This window comes from Curtobacterium sp. MCLR17_059 (assembly GCF_003234665.1).
Taxonomy (GTDB): Bacteria; Actinomycetota; Actinomycetes; order Actinomycetales; family Microbacteriaceae; genus Curtobacterium; species Curtobacterium flaccumfaciens.
This window is the reverse complement of sequence record NZ_QKSU01000008.1, coordinates 92,997-107,474: the sequence shown is the minus strand read 5'-3', so window position 1 is coordinate 107,474 and position 14,478 is coordinate 92,997. Positions and strand designations below refer to the sequence as shown.

General features: G+C 72.8%; 18 protein-coding genes. 7 read left to right on the top strand and 11 right to left on the bottom strand.

Features of this window, described 5'->3' with window-relative positions; translation table 11 throughout:
* The first annotated feature begins 112 nt into the window (after window positions 1-112).
* On the top strand, window positions 113-484 hold the full coding sequence (locus tag DEJ12_RS12315) for a tRNA-dihydrouridine synthase (protein ID WP_258370571.1): 372 nt from the start codon (window positions 113-115) through the stop codon (window positions 482-484).
* Window positions 484-1,788 (top strand): glutathionylspermidine synthase family protein, encoded by a 1,305-nt coding sequence (locus tag DEJ12_RS12310; RefSeq protein ID WP_111030207.1) that lies wholly within the window; start codon window positions 484-486, stop codon window positions 1,786-1,788. The genes DEJ12_RS12315 and DEJ12_RS12310 overlap by 1 nt, the downstream gene beginning before the upstream one ends.
* Before the next feature lie 6 nt (window positions 1,789-1,794).
* On the opposite strand, the gene arr is transcribed toward DEJ12_RS12310, so the two are convergent.
* The 6 genes from arr to DEJ12_RS12280 all read right to left on the bottom strand — a co-directional run bounded on the left by arr (window position 1,795) and on the right by DEJ12_RS12280 (window position 5,601).
* Entirely contained in the window at window positions 1,795-2,217 is a 423-nt protein-coding gene (gene arr / locus DEJ12_RS12305) for an NAD(+)--rifampin ADP-ribosyltransferase (RefSeq protein ID WP_111030206.1), read from the bottom strand.
* A gap of 20 nt (window positions 2,218-2,237) precedes the next feature.
* Window positions 2,238-2,630 (bottom strand): hypothetical protein, encoded by a 393-nt coding sequence (locus DEJ12_RS12300; protein ID WP_111030205.1) that lies wholly within the window; start codon window positions 2,628-2,630, stop codon window positions 2,238-2,240.
* Window positions 2,627-3,199 (bottom strand): TetR/AcrR family transcriptional regulator, encoded by a 573-nt coding sequence (locus tag DEJ12_RS12295; RefSeq protein ID WP_111022959.1) that lies wholly within the window; start codon window positions 3,197-3,199, stop codon window positions 2,627-2,629. Before DEJ12_RS12295 ends, DEJ12_RS12300 begins: the two co-directional genes overlap by 4 nt.
* A complete protein-coding gene (locus DEJ12_RS12290; protein ID WP_111030204.1) occupies window positions 3,192-4,040 on the bottom strand; it encodes an alpha/beta fold hydrolase in 849 nt (282 codons plus the stop codon). The genes DEJ12_RS12295 and DEJ12_RS12290 overlap by 8 nt, the downstream gene beginning before the upstream one ends.
* 73 nt (window positions 4,041-4,113) lie before the next feature.
* Window positions 4,114-4,956, bottom strand: coding sequence for an SDR family NAD(P)-dependent oxidoreductase (locus DEJ12_RS12285; protein ID WP_111030203.1), 843 nt, complete (start codon window positions 4,954-4,956; stop codon window positions 4,114-4,116).
* A gap of 87 nt (window positions 4,957-5,043) precedes the next feature.
* Window positions 5,044-5,601: a cyclophilin-like fold protein gene (locus DEJ12_RS12280; RefSeq protein ID WP_181433109.1), complete on the bottom strand. Its 558-nt coding sequence runs from the start codon at window positions 5,599-5,601 to the stop codon at window positions 5,044-5,046.
* Between the two features lie 125 nt (window positions 5,602-5,726).
* On the opposite strand from DEJ12_RS12280, the gene DEJ12_RS12275 reads away from it, so the two are divergent.
* Both DEJ12_RS12275 and DEJ12_RS12270 read left to right on the top strand, forming a co-directional pair.
* Window positions 5,727-6,926: an MFS transporter gene (locus DEJ12_RS12275; protein ID WP_258370570.1), complete on the top strand. Its 1,200-nt coding sequence runs from the start codon at window positions 5,727-5,729 to the stop codon at window positions 6,924-6,926.
* A gap of 41 nt (window positions 6,927-6,967) precedes the next feature.
* A complete protein-coding gene (locus DEJ12_RS12270) occupies window positions 6,968-7,543 on the top strand; it encodes a GrpB family protein (protein ID WP_111030201.1) in 576 nt (191 codons plus the stop codon).
* Window positions 7,544-7,567: 24 nt separating this feature from the next.
* On the opposite strand, the gene DEJ12_RS12265 is transcribed toward DEJ12_RS12270, so the two are convergent.
* Both DEJ12_RS12265 and DEJ12_RS12260 read right to left on the bottom strand, forming a co-directional pair.
* Window positions 7,568-8,518: a nuclear transport factor 2 family protein gene (locus tag DEJ12_RS12265; protein WP_111030200.1), complete on the bottom strand. Its 951-nt coding sequence runs from the start codon at window positions 8,516-8,518 to the stop codon at window positions 7,568-7,570.
* Window positions 8,519-8,758: 240 nt separating this feature from the next.
* A complete protein-coding gene (locus tag DEJ12_RS12260) occupies window positions 8,759-9,229 on the bottom strand; it encodes a MarR family winged helix-turn-helix transcriptional regulator (protein ID WP_111030199.1) in 471 nt (156 codons plus the stop codon).
* A 63-nt stretch (window positions 9,230-9,292) separates the two neighbouring features.
* Here DEJ12_RS12260 and DEJ12_RS12255 point away from each other — a divergent pair, with 63 nt between their 5' ends.
* Window positions 9,293-9,820 carry a phenolic acid decarboxylase gene (locus DEJ12_RS12255; RefSeq protein WP_017885669.1) on the top strand — a complete coding sequence of 176 codons (528 nt, stop codon included), beginning with the start codon at window positions 9,293-9,295 and terminating at the stop codon, window positions 9,818-9,820.
* A 2-nt stretch (window positions 9,821-9,822) separates the two neighbouring features.
* On the top strand, window positions 9,823-10,650 hold the full coding sequence (locus DEJ12_RS12250) for an alpha/beta hydrolase (protein ID WP_111030198.1): 828 nt from the start codon (window positions 9,823-9,825) through the stop codon (window positions 10,648-10,650).
* Here DEJ12_RS12250 and DEJ12_RS12245 read toward each other — a convergent pair.
* Together DEJ12_RS12245 and chrA are read right to left on the bottom strand one after the other, a co-directional pair.
* Window positions 10,628-11,020 carry an arsenate reductase ArsC gene (locus DEJ12_RS12245; RefSeq protein ID WP_111030197.1) on the bottom strand — a complete coding sequence of 131 codons (393 nt, stop codon included), beginning with the start codon at window positions 11,018-11,020 and terminating at the stop codon, window positions 10,628-10,630. The two genes, DEJ12_RS12250 and DEJ12_RS12245, sit on opposite strands and share 23 nt — an antisense overlap.
* Before the next feature lie 14 nt (window positions 11,021-11,034).
* Window positions 11,035-12,240: a chromate efflux transporter gene (gene chrA, locus DEJ12_RS12240; protein WP_111030196.1), complete on the bottom strand. Its 1,206-nt coding sequence runs from the start codon at window positions 12,238-12,240 to the stop codon at window positions 11,035-11,037.
* 45 nt (window positions 12,241-12,285) lie between these two features.
* On the opposite strand from chrA, the gene DEJ12_RS12235 reads away from it, so the two are divergent.
* Window positions 12,286-12,954 carry an ArsR family transcriptional regulator gene (locus DEJ12_RS12235; RefSeq protein WP_111030195.1) on the top strand — a complete coding sequence of 223 codons (669 nt, stop codon included), beginning with the start codon at window positions 12,286-12,288 and terminating at the stop codon, window positions 12,952-12,954.
* A gap of 165 nt (window positions 12,955-13,119) precedes the next feature.
* Here DEJ12_RS12235 and DEJ12_RS12230 read toward each other — a convergent pair whose 3' ends face one another.
* Complete coding sequence (locus DEJ12_RS12230) at window positions 13,120-14,277, bottom strand: glycosyltransferase family 4 protein (protein WP_146245064.1); 1,158 nt, start codon at window positions 14,275-14,277, stop codon at window positions 13,120-13,122.
* Window positions 14,278-14,478: the final 201 nt, after the last annotated feature.

Here is a 14,478-nt window from a genome sequence, read left to right as displayed (position 1 = left end):
TGTGCGGCGGCTGCCGCCACCGCACACGCTACCGGTTCGCCAGACGATCGTCTGCGCTGGTCGAGGTGCCGACGCGGACACCGGTCCATGGGGAGCGGTACTGTTCCCCTTCGTGAGTGTTCGTCGCCGAGCTTCCCGTGTCGTCTCCATCGGGGTGGTCGCAGCCCTGGCAGCGTCGTTGACCGGGTGTGGCGAGGGAGCCGGCGTCGACAGCGACTACGCGAAGATCTGCCGCGACAACGCGACCGAGAAGCGGTTGCCGGACGACGACTGCAACAACCACGGCGGGCACGCCGGCTGGTACTTCCTGCCGCTCTTCGCCAACCGTGCCACGAGGGTCCCCGGCGTGGGGGACGCGGTCTCCGGCGGCACGAGCGCCCTGCCCGCCGGGAAGACCGCGAAGGCCGGCCTCTCGTCCGGTGGGAGCTCCGTCACCAAGGGCGGCTTCGGCGGAGCCGGCGGTCACGGTGGGTTCGGCGGCTGATGGAGCGCATCGAGTTCCCCGAGCGTCCGGACTGGCGGCGCCGGATCCAGCAGACCGGGTTGATCTACTCGCGGTCCGTCCGCGACGACGGCACGCCCGTCGAGTACTGGAACGACACCGCCGCGTACGTCTTCACGCTGCCGGAGGTCGAGGCGCTCGAGCGGCAGACCGAGGAACTGCACCGGATGTGCCTCGAAGCCGCCCGGTACCTCGCCACCGGCGCCCTCGGCACGCTGGGCCTGACGCGAGCCGGGTTCGACCTCGCCTCGTGGTCGCTCGAGCACGATGAGCCCGACTTGTACGCGCGGTTCGACCTGGCGTACGCCGGAGACGGTTCACCCGCCAAGATGCTCGAGTACAACGGGGACACCCCGACCGGGTTGATCGAGGCATCGGTCACGCAGTGGCACTGGATGCAGGACCGGCTCACCACCGGCGAACTGTCCGCCGAGACCGACCAGTGGAACGGCATCCACGAGGCGATGGTGGCGCGCTGGCGGACACTGCTGCACGAATCCCTGCGCGCCGAGGACGGTGGCCGACTGTTCGTGGCGCACTCCGACCTCGACACGGCGGGCGAGGACTGGGACACCGTGGCCTACATGCGCGACCTGGCGGGGGAGGCCGGGTGGGAGCACACCGGCATCGAGATGAAGGACATCGGCTGGCACCCGACGGCCCGCCAGTTCGTCGGCGACCAGGAGCCGGCCGGTTCATCGCGGAGCGTGTTCACGCTGCCCGGGGACGAGCCGGGGACCCAGTACCCGGTGATCCGCAACCTCTTCAAGCTGTACCCGTGGGAGGACCTCGTCTCCGGGGACGACCGGGCGCAGGGCGACGAGGAGTTCGGCGCCTTCCTGGTCAGCGACCGCGGGCGGCTCGGCCGCTGGTACGAGCCGGCGTGGAAGATGTTCCTGTCGAACAAGCTGCTGCTCGTCGCGCTCTGGCGATTGTTCCCTGGCCACCCGAACCTGCTGCCGGCCTTCGCGGACGGTCCGAACGGCATGCGCGACTTCGTCGTGAAGCCCGTGTTCGGGCGCGAGGGCGACGGCATCGCGGTGCACCGAGCCGACGGTTCGGTCACGACGAACGGTCGCGAGTACCGGCGCCCCGGCACCGGGGCCGAACGGGTGTGGCAGCAGTACCACGAGCTCCCGGACTTCCCGGGGTCGAACGGACACAACCACCCGGTGCTCGGGTCGTGGGTCGTGGGCGGCGAGTCCTTCGGAGTCGGCATCCGCGAGTCCGACGGGCCGATCACGGACTACTGGTGCCGGTTCGCCCCGAACATCATCGCGGCCTGACGTCGGTCAGTTGACGATCTCGCCGCGTTCCTCGGGCGGGAGCGCGACGAGTCGTTCGCGCCACTGGCGCAACGCCTCCGGGGTGAGCCGTGTCCACCCGGTCTCCTCGCCGACCACACGGAGCGGGAGGGCACCGCGGTACGACCGGGTCGGGTTGCCGGGGAACTTCTTGTCGGTCACGTTCGGGTCGTCCTCGAACGGACCGGTCGGCTCGACGCGGTACACACGCGGCTCACGATCGCCGGGCACGAGCTCGGCCGCGAGTTCGGCCGCGAGCCCGGCTCCGTCGCGGGTCGCCGTGAAGTACACGTGGTTCATCACGACGTCGGGGCGGTAGTTCGAGCGGAAACCGGGGGAGAGGAACTCCCCGGGTCGCAGGGCCGCCACGGTGCCGTGCCAGAACGGACCGGTCTCGTCTGCTGCTGCCATGGCGTCAGCCTACGAACGGCTCAGCGCCCGCGTCCGACCAGCGCGCGCCACCGCGGCTGTTCCGAGACGACGACGGCGACGCACAGCGCGGTGACGACGATCGCGACCGCCGTCGGCCACAGGACCCAGGCTGCAGCGACGGCCCCGACGAGGTGCGCGAGGACCGACGCGATGGTGACCGCTCCCGGTGCCGCGACCGGCGGATCGCCTCCGGGGCGGTCACCCGGGGTCCCGAACACCGCCGGCGGCACGACGAGGACCAGGACGGCGGTGATCGCGAGCACCGGCGAGTGGGGCCAGAGCGCCCACGGCACGCCCACCCACGCGACGAGCTCCGCCAGGAACCGGAGGCCGCCACGGAGCGGGTCGTGACCGACGGGCCTCGGCGGGCGCGCCGCCGTGGTGACGGTCACCGTGTCGTCGCGGCACGGAAGCCGCGATCCAGGAAGTCGACCATCCACGCTGCACTCGCATCGACGTCGGTGTCCATCTGGAACCCGCCGGACGCCTCGATCGTGGCGAACCCGTGCAGGACGCTGCGGAGCACCCGGAGCGCGTGGACCTCGTCGGCCGGGTCGAGCGGGTAGTCGCGGAGCGCCGCGGCGAAGGACGCCAGGGTGCGGCCGAGTGCGACCGCCAGGGGGTCATCGGCACCGGTCGGCCGGACGCCGACGGCTGCCTGGTACCGCGCCGGGTGCTCCTGGACGCTCCGGCGCACGGTCTGCACCGCCGCCTCGAGCGCACTCCGACCGCTGCGCCCCTGCATGGCGTCGCGGAGCGCGTCACCGAGCTCGTTCGCGCCGAGGATCGCGATCCTGCGGGTGAGGTCGCCGAGTCCGTCGACGTGCTTGTACAGCGACGGTGCCTTCACCCCGAGGCGGTCGGCGACGAGGCTCATGCTCAGCTGGGCCAGACCGATCTCGTCGGCCAGCGTCGCCGCGGCCTCGGTGACGGTCGCCGGGTCGAGCCCCGCCCTAGGCAACGGGACCTGCGACGGGCAGCGTGCGGGCGAGGAACGGCAGCAGCAGGGCGAGGAGCGCCGCCGGCGTCTCGGTGTGGGGGTAATGGCCGGCGCCGTCGATCACGGCGAGTTCGCCGAGGCCGTCCGGCAGGTCGGCGAGGATCCGCTCGCCCTCGGCGCGGGGCACGGCCCAGTCCGGATCGGCGCTGCCCTCGACGACCAGCACGGGGCACCGGACGGCACCCAGCTGCTCGCCGGCGTCGGCGGGCGACGTGCGGGTCATGGCGCGGAGGGCCGCCATCCGCTCCGGTCGCCGCAGGGTCGTCTCGATCCGGCTGCGCTCCGTCGCCCAGTCGGAGGGCTTGGCGGGGACCGCGATGTCGAGGTACGCGAGCCAGCCGGGCAGGCTGCCGCTCGTCATGACCCGCGCGAGCTGGACGGTGCCGGCGCGGTGTCGGCGGTTGCGCAGGAGTCCGCCCACGTCGACGGACTGCTTGCGCGTGAACGGCGCCAGCTCGACGATGCCCGCGAGCAGGTCCGGTGCGGTCGCCGCGGCGATCGTCGCCGCGCCCCCGCTGATGGACTGCCCGACGACCACGGCCGGGCCACCGAGGTGGCGGGCCACGGCGACGAGGTCACGTGCGATGTCGGTGCGCTGGTAGCCGTCCCACCCGGTGCTCGAGTCGCCGCAGCCGCGGAGGTCGACGTTCGCCACCCGGTAGCCGGCCGCGACGAGCTCCGGTACGACGAAACGGTAGGAGTGCCGGCTGTCGCCCATGCCGTGGGCGAGGACCACGAGCGGCCCTGTTCCGGAGAGGTCGTAGGCGATCGTGCCGCCCTCGGTGTCCAGGTGTTCGAGCATGACGTGGCTCCTTCGGCTACGGGTAGTAACTCAAAGGCTAATACCCGTAGCCGACGGTGGCAAGGGGCAGTCGTCACACATCCAGGTTGAGCGTCGTCGACAGCTCGGGGAACGCCTGCGCCTGCTCGACGAGCTGTTGTCCCTTCTGCACGATCCCCGCCACGCTGTCCGCGCCGGCGGCGAACCGCAGCGGCGGCTCGGGCATCGCGATCAGCGTCAGCAGCACCTGCGCGAGCTTCGCGGGGTCGCCGGACTGGTTGCCCCGCATGCCGCGGAAGAACTCCTTCGACCCGGCCGAGAGCGGGGCGTAGTCGTCGATCGCGACGTCGCCCCAGAAGGTCGAGTCGCCCTCGGCCAGCAGGTCGGTGCGGAAGAAGCCGGGCTCGACCACGGTGGTGTGGATGCCGAAGGGCGCCACCTCGTCGTGCAGGGCCTCCATCCAGCCCTCGAGCGCGAACTTCGACGCCGAGTAGGCGCTCCCGCCGGCGCCGGCGACGATGCCAGCGGTGGAGCTGATGCTGACGACGTGCCCGGAGCGCTGCCGTCGCATGACCGGGAGCACCGCACGCGTCACCGCGAGCGCTCCGAAGAAGTTCGTCTCCATCTGCGCGCGGAACTGCTCGGTCGAGATCTCCTCGAAGTACCCGGCCTGGAAGCTCCCGGCGTTGTTCACCAGGACGTCGACGCCGCCGAAGCGGTGGGTCGCGGCGTCGACTGCTGCTCGGACCGACTCGGGGTCGGTCACGTCGAGCGCGACGGCGAGCAGGCGCTCGTGGTCGCCGAGGACGGCGCGGACCCGCTCGGGGTCGCGTCCGGTCGCCACGACCCGGTGCCCGGCGTCGAGGGCGGTCCGGGCGAAGTCGGTGCCCATCCCGCGGGTCGTGCCGGTGATGAGGAAGGTGCTGGTTCCGGTCATGGGGTGTGGTTCCTGTTCGGTGGAAGGGACGCGAGGCGAGGCAGGGACGCGAGGCGAGGCAGGGACGCGGGAAGGGGCGGACGCCCGTCAGCCGCGCACTCGGATGGTGGCGGCGCCGGACGGCAGGTCGCGCACCGCTCCGAAGTCGTCGACGGTGCCGATCGGCACGATCCCCGGGAAGCTGCCGACGTCCGTGTAGTACAGGACGATCGACTGGTCGGGCACGTAGTACGCGATGGTGCCCGCCGGCGCATCGCTCGTACTCGGGGCGCCGGTGGTGTCGAGCGGCGCGGGGAGCCGGGCGATCTGCTCCTGCCCGCCGTAGTCGGCGAAGGTCAGCGTCGCCGGCAGCCGGGCGGCCAGCGCGCGCGCCGTCGCGCTGTCCGTCAACCGGCCGGTCAGGGTCTCGCCGTCGAGCTCGATGGTGATGTGCACGGGGTCGGCCTCCGTCGGGGTGGTGATCGTGGGAGCTGCAGTCGCAGTCGCGGCCGCCGATGCCGGCGCCGACGCAGGCGGCTCCGCGCGGTCGACGCCGCTGCACCCGGCGAGCGCCCCCACCACCAGCGCGACGACCGGAGCCAGCGCGAGCGGGCCCAGCGCGAGGTGCGGACCCGCGGCGGGACGGCGTCTGGTGCGGACGGGCATCGGGGCTCCCTCTGTTCGTGGACACCACCATCGAAGCCCCACCACCACCCGCCCAGTGAGGCTCCGGCGAAACGGGGTCCAGCCGAACCTCCCTGTCCGCCGGACCATGCCCCTACCGTCGGTCCGTGACCACGACGACCTCCGACCTCCCCACGACCGACCGGGCCAGCGACGGCCGACTGCCCTGGTTCCCGCTCGCCCTGCTCGCCGCGATCGGGTTCCTCCTGGTCGCCATGGAGACGATGCCGGCCGGGCTGCTGCCCGCGATCGCCGATGGCATGGGCACGAGCGAGGGCACGGTCGGCCTGTTCGTCAGCGCGTGCGCGATGGGGACGGTCATCGCCACGGTCCCGGCGATCGCCCTGACCCGCGGGTTCCGCCGCAAGCCGCTCATCGTCGCCGCCATCGCCGTGCTCCTCGTCGCGAACACCCTGACCGCGTTCGCGCCGAACGTCGCGGTCGCGCTGGTCACCCGGTTCGTCGCCGGCGCGATGTCGGGGACGATCTGGGGCATGTTCGCCACCTACGCCCGGCGGATCAGCCCGGCCCGCTTCGCCGGGGTGTCGCTCGCGATCGTCTCGACGGGCGCGCCGGTGGGGTTCGCGCTGGGCACCCCGCTCGGGTCCTTCATCGGCAACGCCCTGGGCTGGCGGTCGTCGTTCATCGGGCTGAGCCTGGTCGGCGTGGTGGTCCTGGCGCTGATCGCGCTGTTCGTGCCGGATGCCCCGGGGCAGACGAGCGCCGCGAAGATGTCCGTCGTGCAGGTGTTCCGGATCCGCGGCATCGCGGTCATCCTCGCGGTGATCGCGACGTGGATGGTGGCGCACAACACGATCTACACGTACATCTCACCGTACCTGCGGGCGACCGGTACCGACCTGAGCGCCGGGCTGGTGCTGCTGGTCTACGGGATCGCCGCGATCCTCGGCGTCGTCGTGACGGGCGCGCTGCTCGACCGGCACCCCCGACCCCTGCTGCACGGCAGCGTCGGCCTGTTCGTCCTGGCCGGGGTGGTGCTGCTCGTCGGCCACACGTCGCCGGTCGCGGTCCTGGTGGCCGCGGGCCTGTGGGGCATCGGCTTCGGCGGTTCCTCCACGCAGCTGCAGGCCGCCCTGACGACCGCCGGCGGCGAGGACGCCGACGTCGCGAGCGCGTTCCTGCCGGTCGCGTTCAACATCGCGATCTTCGCGGCCGGCCTGTTCGGCGCCGCGCTGCTGACGGCCTCCGACGGGCTGGTGCTCGCCGTGGTCATGATCGTGTTCGGGGCGGTCGCGGCGCTCCTCACCGTCATCGGCCGCGGATCGGCGTTCCCCGCGAAGCTCTGACGCGATCGACGACGGCGACCACGGGCTGCGATCATGTCCGGGTGCAGCACGACGAGGACCACCCCCGCCCGGACGTCACGACCGTCGAGATCATCGGCGGCCCGGAGCCGGTCACCGTGACCCTGCACCCCGCCGACAGCGGGTGGGCTGCGGTCTTCGCGGACCACCGGCGACGCATCCTGGAGGCCCTCCCCGGTTCCGGCGCGGACGCTCCGGTCGTCGAGCACATCGGCTCCACGGCCGTCCCCGGCCTGGCAGCGAAACCCATCGTCGACATCGTGGTCGTCGTCGCCGACATCACCGCCGAGGCCACGTACCTCGACCAGCTCCTCGCCGCCGGGTACGAGCTGCGCGTCCGCGAGCCGGGCCACCGCCTGGTCCGGACGCCGGCCCGCGACGTCCACGTGCACGTCTACGAGCGGGGTGCGACGGCGGTCGACGAGTACCTGCTCCTCCGTGACCACCTGCGCGCCGACGCCGACGACCGGGCGCTGTACGAACGGACGAAGCGGGAGCTGCTCGACCGGAGCTGGGACGACATGAACGCCTACGCCGAGGCGAAGACGGCCGTCATCACCGCGATCAAGGAGCGGGCACGACGGAGCCGCGCGTCCTGAGACGCGCGGCTCCGGGGTCGAGCCTCAGCTCGTCGGGACGACGTCCCAGTGCTCGCGGATCAGGTTGTGGTCGACCCGGAACAGGTCGGCCGCGCCGAACGGTGCGTCGGCCTTCGCTCCGACCGGCTTCGAGAACGTCCACACCAGGTCGCCGTCGGCGAGCGAGATGACAGACTCCTGCTTCGGCAGGCTCTGCGCGGCGCTGCCGGCGAAGAACTGCTTGAGCGCGGCCGTGCCGTTCGCGGCGACCGAGTTGTGCTGCAGGTACGCCGGGTCGAACTTCTCGTCGAGGACGGACACGTCGTGGTCGCGGAACAGCCGGTTGTACGCGGTCACGGCGAGCACCCGGTTGTGCTCCTCCTGCCGCTCGGTCAGGTGACGGTCACGCTTCGCGGCCGGGTACAGGTCGCTGAACATGCTGTTCGTGTTGCCGCTGGCCGGGGTCCCCGTCGGCACCGTCTGACGGAGTGCCCACCACTCGCTGATGCGCCCGTCGCGCATGCGGAACAGGTCGACGGCGGCGTCACCGGTGCGTTCGTCCTTCGGCTTCGCGGTGATCTGCCAGTGCACGGCCACCAGGTCCGCGTCACCGGCGATGTGCTTGATCACGGCGTGGGCGCCGGGCACCCGGGAGCGGTCGGCGGTGAACTCGGCGAGCAACGCGGACGGACCCGAGGCGCTCGTCGCACCGTGCGCGACGGCACCGGTCGCGACGGCGGTCCGCGCAGCCGCTCGGGCCTTCGCGGACGCGGGGGACCGGAACGCGCACCGGAACAGGTGCCGGACCGTGGCCTCGTTGCGCTGCTCGGCGCGACGGTCGAGCCGCGAGACCGCCGTGCCACCCGAGGTCGTCCGCGCCGCACGGTTCACCGTGTGGTGCGAGGAGGTGGAGGTGTCGGAGGTGGAGGTGTGGAGGGGTGCCGCCACGGCCGGACCGGCCACGAGCGACACGGCGATGGCGACCGGAGCTGCCACCGCACACGCCTTGGCGATGATGGGGAGAAGTGATGTCGTCTGCACGGCAGAACGATGGAACCGGTCCCTGGGGGCCGCCGTGCGCCCTGGAGCCGCCGCGCGCTGCGACCGTGACCGGCTTCTCAGTCCCGGTGCGCGCCTCCAGGGTGGCCTGTGCACGCGCTGCCAGGGTGACCCGTTCCCGCTGGTGATCGACGGTCCGGACCTGTGGGACGGCTCACGCGCACTGTCAGCCGATCCCTACGCTCCGGGCTCCTCGATGGCCAGACGGAGCTCGGCGAGCACGGGCAGCGCGGCGCGCAGCGCGTCGACCCCGTCCGGGCCCAGGCGTTCGAGCGCGCCGACCAGGACGTGCTCGGCCGAGGCGTCGTAGACCCGGAGCCGCTCGGACGCGAGCTCGGTCAGGGCGATCTCGGTGCTGCGGCCGTCGCCGGTGGCGAGCCGCCGGTGGACGAGCCCGCCGCGTTCCATCGCGGTCACGAGGTTGCTGACCGTGGAGCGGGCGAGGCCGAGGGACCGGCCGAGCGCCGTCGGCGTGAGCCATCCGGCCTCGTCGAGTCGTCGCAGGACCTCGATCTGGGCGTCAGGCAGTTCCGGCAGTGCACCGTCACGGCGTGATGCGTTCAGCAGGGTGCGGCGGAACGGGCCGACCTGGTCGCTGAGCCGCCGGGCGATGTCCCGGAGTCCTGCGGTGTCGTGCTCGCTGCCCATGTCCTCAGCTTAGGTCCTCGAAAAAGGTTTGGAACAAAACTATGTTTGGCGCAGGATGGGTGCATGACGATCACCACCTCAGTCGCACAGCCCGTCCCGTCGCAGGACCTCTCCGGCATCGTCGGACACCGGTTCATCTACACGTACGCCAATGGCTGGCAGTACGAGATGTACGTCAAGAACGCCACCACCATCGACTACCGCATCCACTCCGGCATGGTCGGCGGGCGCTGGGTCAAGGACCAGCAGGTCGACCTCGTGGTGCTCACCGCCGGCGTCTACAAGGTGTCGTGGAACGAGCCGACCGGCACGAGCGTCGTCGTGACCGTGGTGCCGGGGGAGCGCGTGCTGCACGGCACGATCTTCTTCCCGCACTGGGTCGAGGAGGACGGCAGCAAGACCGTGCTGTTCCAGAACGACCACCTGGACCGGATGCGCGAGTACCGCGACGCCGGCCCCACCTACCCGATCTACGTCGTCCCCGAGTTCGCCCACATCACCCTGTTCGAGTTCGTCGGCCAGGACGACGAGACCGTCGTCGACACTGCGCCCGCCGACCTGCCGGCCGGGTTCGCCGACCGGAGCAACTGAGCATGACCGCGGAACGCCCGCTGGAGCGTGCCCTGACGAGCATCCGGCTCGAGCACCGGGGCGGGGCGCTCCGGGGGTGGGAGTACCGCCCGGCGTCGGCGTCGGCGTCGGCGTCGGCACCGTCGGCACCCTCGGCTGCCGGTGGCTCGGTGCTGTTCGTGCACGGGTTCGGTGACTCGTCGATCGGTCCGCGCCAGCTCTTCGTGCAGGCCGCGACCGCCCTGACCGACACCGGTCTGACGGTCCGCTCCTACGACCGTCTCGGGCACGGCACGAGCGACGGACGGTTCGCGGACATCTCGATCGGCGACGAGGTCGAGCAGGTCGTCACGATGATCCGGGCGTTCTCGGACGACCAGGGGGCACCGATCGACGTCGTCGCCCACAGTGTGGGCGCCGTCGAGTCGGCGATGGCGGCGGCGAGGGTCCCCGACCTGGTCCGGAGCCTGACCCTGTGGTCGCCGGCCGGGGTCGTGGTCGACGACATCGCCGTGCACGACACCATCCAGGGGCAGCCGCTCGCACCCGTCCGTGACCGCGGCTGGTTCGACTTCGGTGGGACCGCCCTCGGGCGCGGGTTCGTCGACGAGGTCCGGGACGGACTCGACGTCTACGCCCAGGCACGCGGGTACGACGGGCCGGTCGACGTGCTGCACGGCACCGCCGACGAGATCGTCCCGGTCGAGTACGGCCGGCGCTACGGCGAACTGCTCAGCGGGGCGACGTTCACCGCGGTCGAGGGTGCGGACCACGTCTGGTCGTCGGTCCCGTGGCGCGAGCAGCTCGTCGACCGCCTGCTCGACCGCGTCAGGGAGCGGTCCGGGCGATGAGGTCCTGCACCCGCGCGCGCACGTCGTCGCGGATCGGCCGGACGGCGTCCAGGTCGAGCCCCGCGGGGTCGGTGAGCTCCCAGTCCTCGTAGCGCTTGCCCGGGAACACCGGGCAGGCATCGCCGCACCCCATCGTGATGACGACGTCGGCGGCGCGGACGGCATCGGTGCTGAGCAGGGCGGGCTGCTCGTTCCGGATGTCGATGCCCTCCTCGAGCATCGCCGCGACGACCACGGGGTTGAGCTGGTCGGCCGGTTCGGAGCCGGCGCTCCGGACGTCGACGCGGCCACCCGCCAGGTGCTGCAGGAAGCCGGCGGCCATCTGGGAGCGGCCGGCGTTGTGGACGCAGACGAACAGGACGGTGGGCATATGGGGTGCTCCGATCAGAGGACGACGGCGCCGAGCAGGCCGGCTCCGATGACGACGGCCCACGGGGGAGCGGACCAGCGGGTGAGGGCGGTGAAGGCGGCCACGGCGAGCGCCAGTGCGGGTGCTGAGCGGACCCCCTCGGTGATGACCGGGTCCCAGAGTGCCGCGGCGAGGAGCCCGACGACCCCCGCGTTCACGCCGGCCAGCACGCGCCGGGCCCACGGCAGGGCGCGGAGCACGTGCCAGAACGGCAGCGCACCGATGACCAGGAGTGCCGCCGGCAGGAAGATCGCGACGAGTGCCACCGCCGCGCCGACGAGCCCGCTCGGACTGCCGTCGGCGACGGCGCCGAGGTACGCGGCGAAGGTGAACAGCGGCCCGGGCACGGCCTGTGCGGCGCCGTACCCGGCCAGGAAGTCCGCGTGGCCCACCAGGTGCGTGGCCACGGTCTGTGACTCGAGCAACGGCAGGACGACGTGGCCGCCGCCGAAGACGAGCGAGCCCGCCTGCGCGAAGACCCCGAACAGGCGAACGGCCCCGGTGCCGCTCGCGGCGACGGGTGCCGCGACGAGCAGGGCGGCGAACGCGACGAGCGCCGACACGGCGACCCAGCGGGGGAGGCGCACGGCGACGTCGGCGTCGGCGACGTCCTCGGGCGGAGCGACGACGCCGCGGAGCCACACCGCGCCGACCACACCGCACACCGCGATGACCGCGACCTGCGCTGCCGGGCCGGGGACGAGCAGCACCACGATCGCGGCGGCGGCCGCGATGGTCGCCCGACGGCGGTCCGGTGTGAGCGAGCGCGCCATGCCGAGCACCGCCTGCGCCACCACCGCGGCGGCGGCTGCCTGCAGCCCGAGCAGCCACCCGGCGCCGGCCAGGTCGGGCGTGCCGGAGACCAGCAGGGCGAACGCGACGAGCAGCACCGCGGACGGCAGGGTGAACCCGCACCACGCCGCGAGGAGCCCGAGCAGTCCGGCGCGCTGCAGCCCGAGTGCCATCCCGACCTGGCTCGACGCCGGTCCGGGCAGGAACTGGCACAGCGCGACGAGGTCGGCGTAGGCGTCGTCCCGCAGCCAGCGGCGACGCACCACGAAGGCTTCACGGAAGTACCCGAGGTGTGCGACCGGCCCGCCGAACGAGGTCAGCCCGAGCCGCAGGAACACCAGGAACACCGATGGCGCGGATGACCGCAGGGGCTCGGGGCTCGTCGTCACCGGCTCATCTTGACGACGGCAGATGGTTCAGTCAACATTGAACCGATGAACACCGTGCGGCAGGACCTCGAGCGGCGTGCGACGCAGCACGCGGCCCTCGGCGACGTCGCCCGCCTGGCGATCGTCGACCTGCTCGCCGCGTCCGACGCCAGCCCGAGCGAGGTGCGGGCCGCCCTCGGGATCTCCGGGCCGCTCCTGGCGCACCACCTGCGCGTCCTCGAGCAGGCCGGTCTGGTCACGCGACGCCGCTCCGACGGCGACGGGCGCCGCAGCTACCTGCACCTCGAGCCGAGCGGCGTCCCGCACGGTTCGGCGGCGGTGCGCCGACCGGTGTCCCGCGTGCTGTTCGTCTGCACCGGCAACTCCGCGCGCTCCCCGCTGGCCGCGGGCGTCTGGGCGCAGGTCAGCGAGATCGGCTCGCTGTCCGGCGGCACGCGTCCCGCGGCCGCCATCGCCCCCGGGGCGGTCGCCGTCGGGCAACGCCACGGCCTGGACCTCCGCCGCCACGTCCCGCGAGCCTTCCGCGACCTCGTCGCCGACGGCGACCTGGTCGTCACGGTCTGCGACCGCGCGCACGAGTCGATCGACGACGGCGACAGCCTGCACTGGTCGCTGCCGAACCCCTCGCGCGTCGGCACGCCGGACGCGTACGAGGCCACCTACGCGGACCTCCGGTCCCGCGCCACCGCGCTCGCTGCGCGCCTCGCCGCCTGACGCGGCCCCATGAACGGAACGCCCCGATGAGATCCCCCCTCCTCATCGGGGCGTTCTCCTTGCTCGACCGCCTGCGGACTGGAGGCCCGGGGCGGGCCCGCACCGTGCCTCCCGTCCGTCCCGTGGTGCGCCCAGGGCGGCGCGCGCTCGCGGGGGAGCCGTCACTCAGGGCCGGCAGCTGCCGGCGACCAGCCGGAGGACCTGATCGGTGTGCCGTTCCGCCGTCGCGAGCCGCGCGTGCTCGATCGCGGCGGCGGTGTGCGGCCGCAGCAGCGTCCGGTCCGAGGCGAGTTCGATGATCGTCGTGGCGAGCCCGAACGCGGTCTCGTCGTCGGTCAGGACGGCGGCGGAGCCGAACTCGCTCGCCAGGCGGATGTCGGACACGATGACCGGACGGTGGTCCCGGAACGCCTCGAGCGCGGTCATCGGCTGGCCGTCGTGCTCGAGCGAGCAGACCACCGCCGCGTGCCCGCACAGCAGCAGGTCGTGGACGGCCTGCGACGACAGGCGGCCGTGGACGCGGACCGACACCGGCGTGCGGGTCGGGGGGACGGTCCCGCCGGCGACGTCGACCCGCACGGCGTGTGCCCCGAGCCGGATCTCCACCAGCCGGATCGCGTTGAGGAGGACGTCGAGGCGCTTGTCCGGGGTGAACCGCGACGCCCAGACGAGCCGGAGCGGGCCGAGTTCCGGCGCCGGCGGCGGTTCGACCGGTCGGCGGCCGAGGGCGTTGGGCACGACGTGGACCGGGCCGACGCCGGCCTCGCGGAGGACACGGGCCTGCCGCGTCGTCGGGGTGACGACGACGTCGGCCGCCCCGGAGACGGCCACGGCCATGTTGCGGCGCGCGTCGTCCATGGGGTGCCCCGTGAAGCGGTGCCGCGTGGGCCGGATCCCGGTCACCACACGGTGCGCGTGCCGTGCGAGGGGCGCCATCGCCGCCGCGGTCCGGCCCCGGACCGGCGCCGAGCCGTGCACGGTGTGGATCGTCGGCAGCTCGAGGGATCGCGCCGTGGTCAGCGCCGCCGCGGCGAGGCCGAAGTCCGAGTGGGTGACGACGAGGTCGATCCGTTCCTCGAGCATCAGGGTGCCGAGGCACCGGCGGACACGGACCGAGTTGCGGACCACCGGCAGGTCGCTCTCCGGGGCGCTGATCGACGGTTCGACCTCGAACAGGCGGACGCCGTGCTTCCGCAGCTCGGCGGTCTCGCTCGAGCGCGGAGTCGCCACCCAGACGACGTGACCGGACTCCGCGAAGGCCTTCGCCTGCTCGACCAGCGCGGCGCGTTCACCCCGCATCGCCGACAGGGGGAAGTCGCTCACGAGCAGGACGGTCGCCTTCGCCGCGGCCACGTCAGCGGCCGGTCTCGAGCTCGGTGGTCTGGCGGGGGCTGCGCATGCGGACTCTCACGGTTCGGGAGCGGAACGGGGTGCTGGGAACCGTAGGCGTTCAGAAGACGATCGTCTAGTGAACTGCGACGCTGCTGAGCGGGCCTTCACGAGTCCCCGGGCGGACGCCCAGCC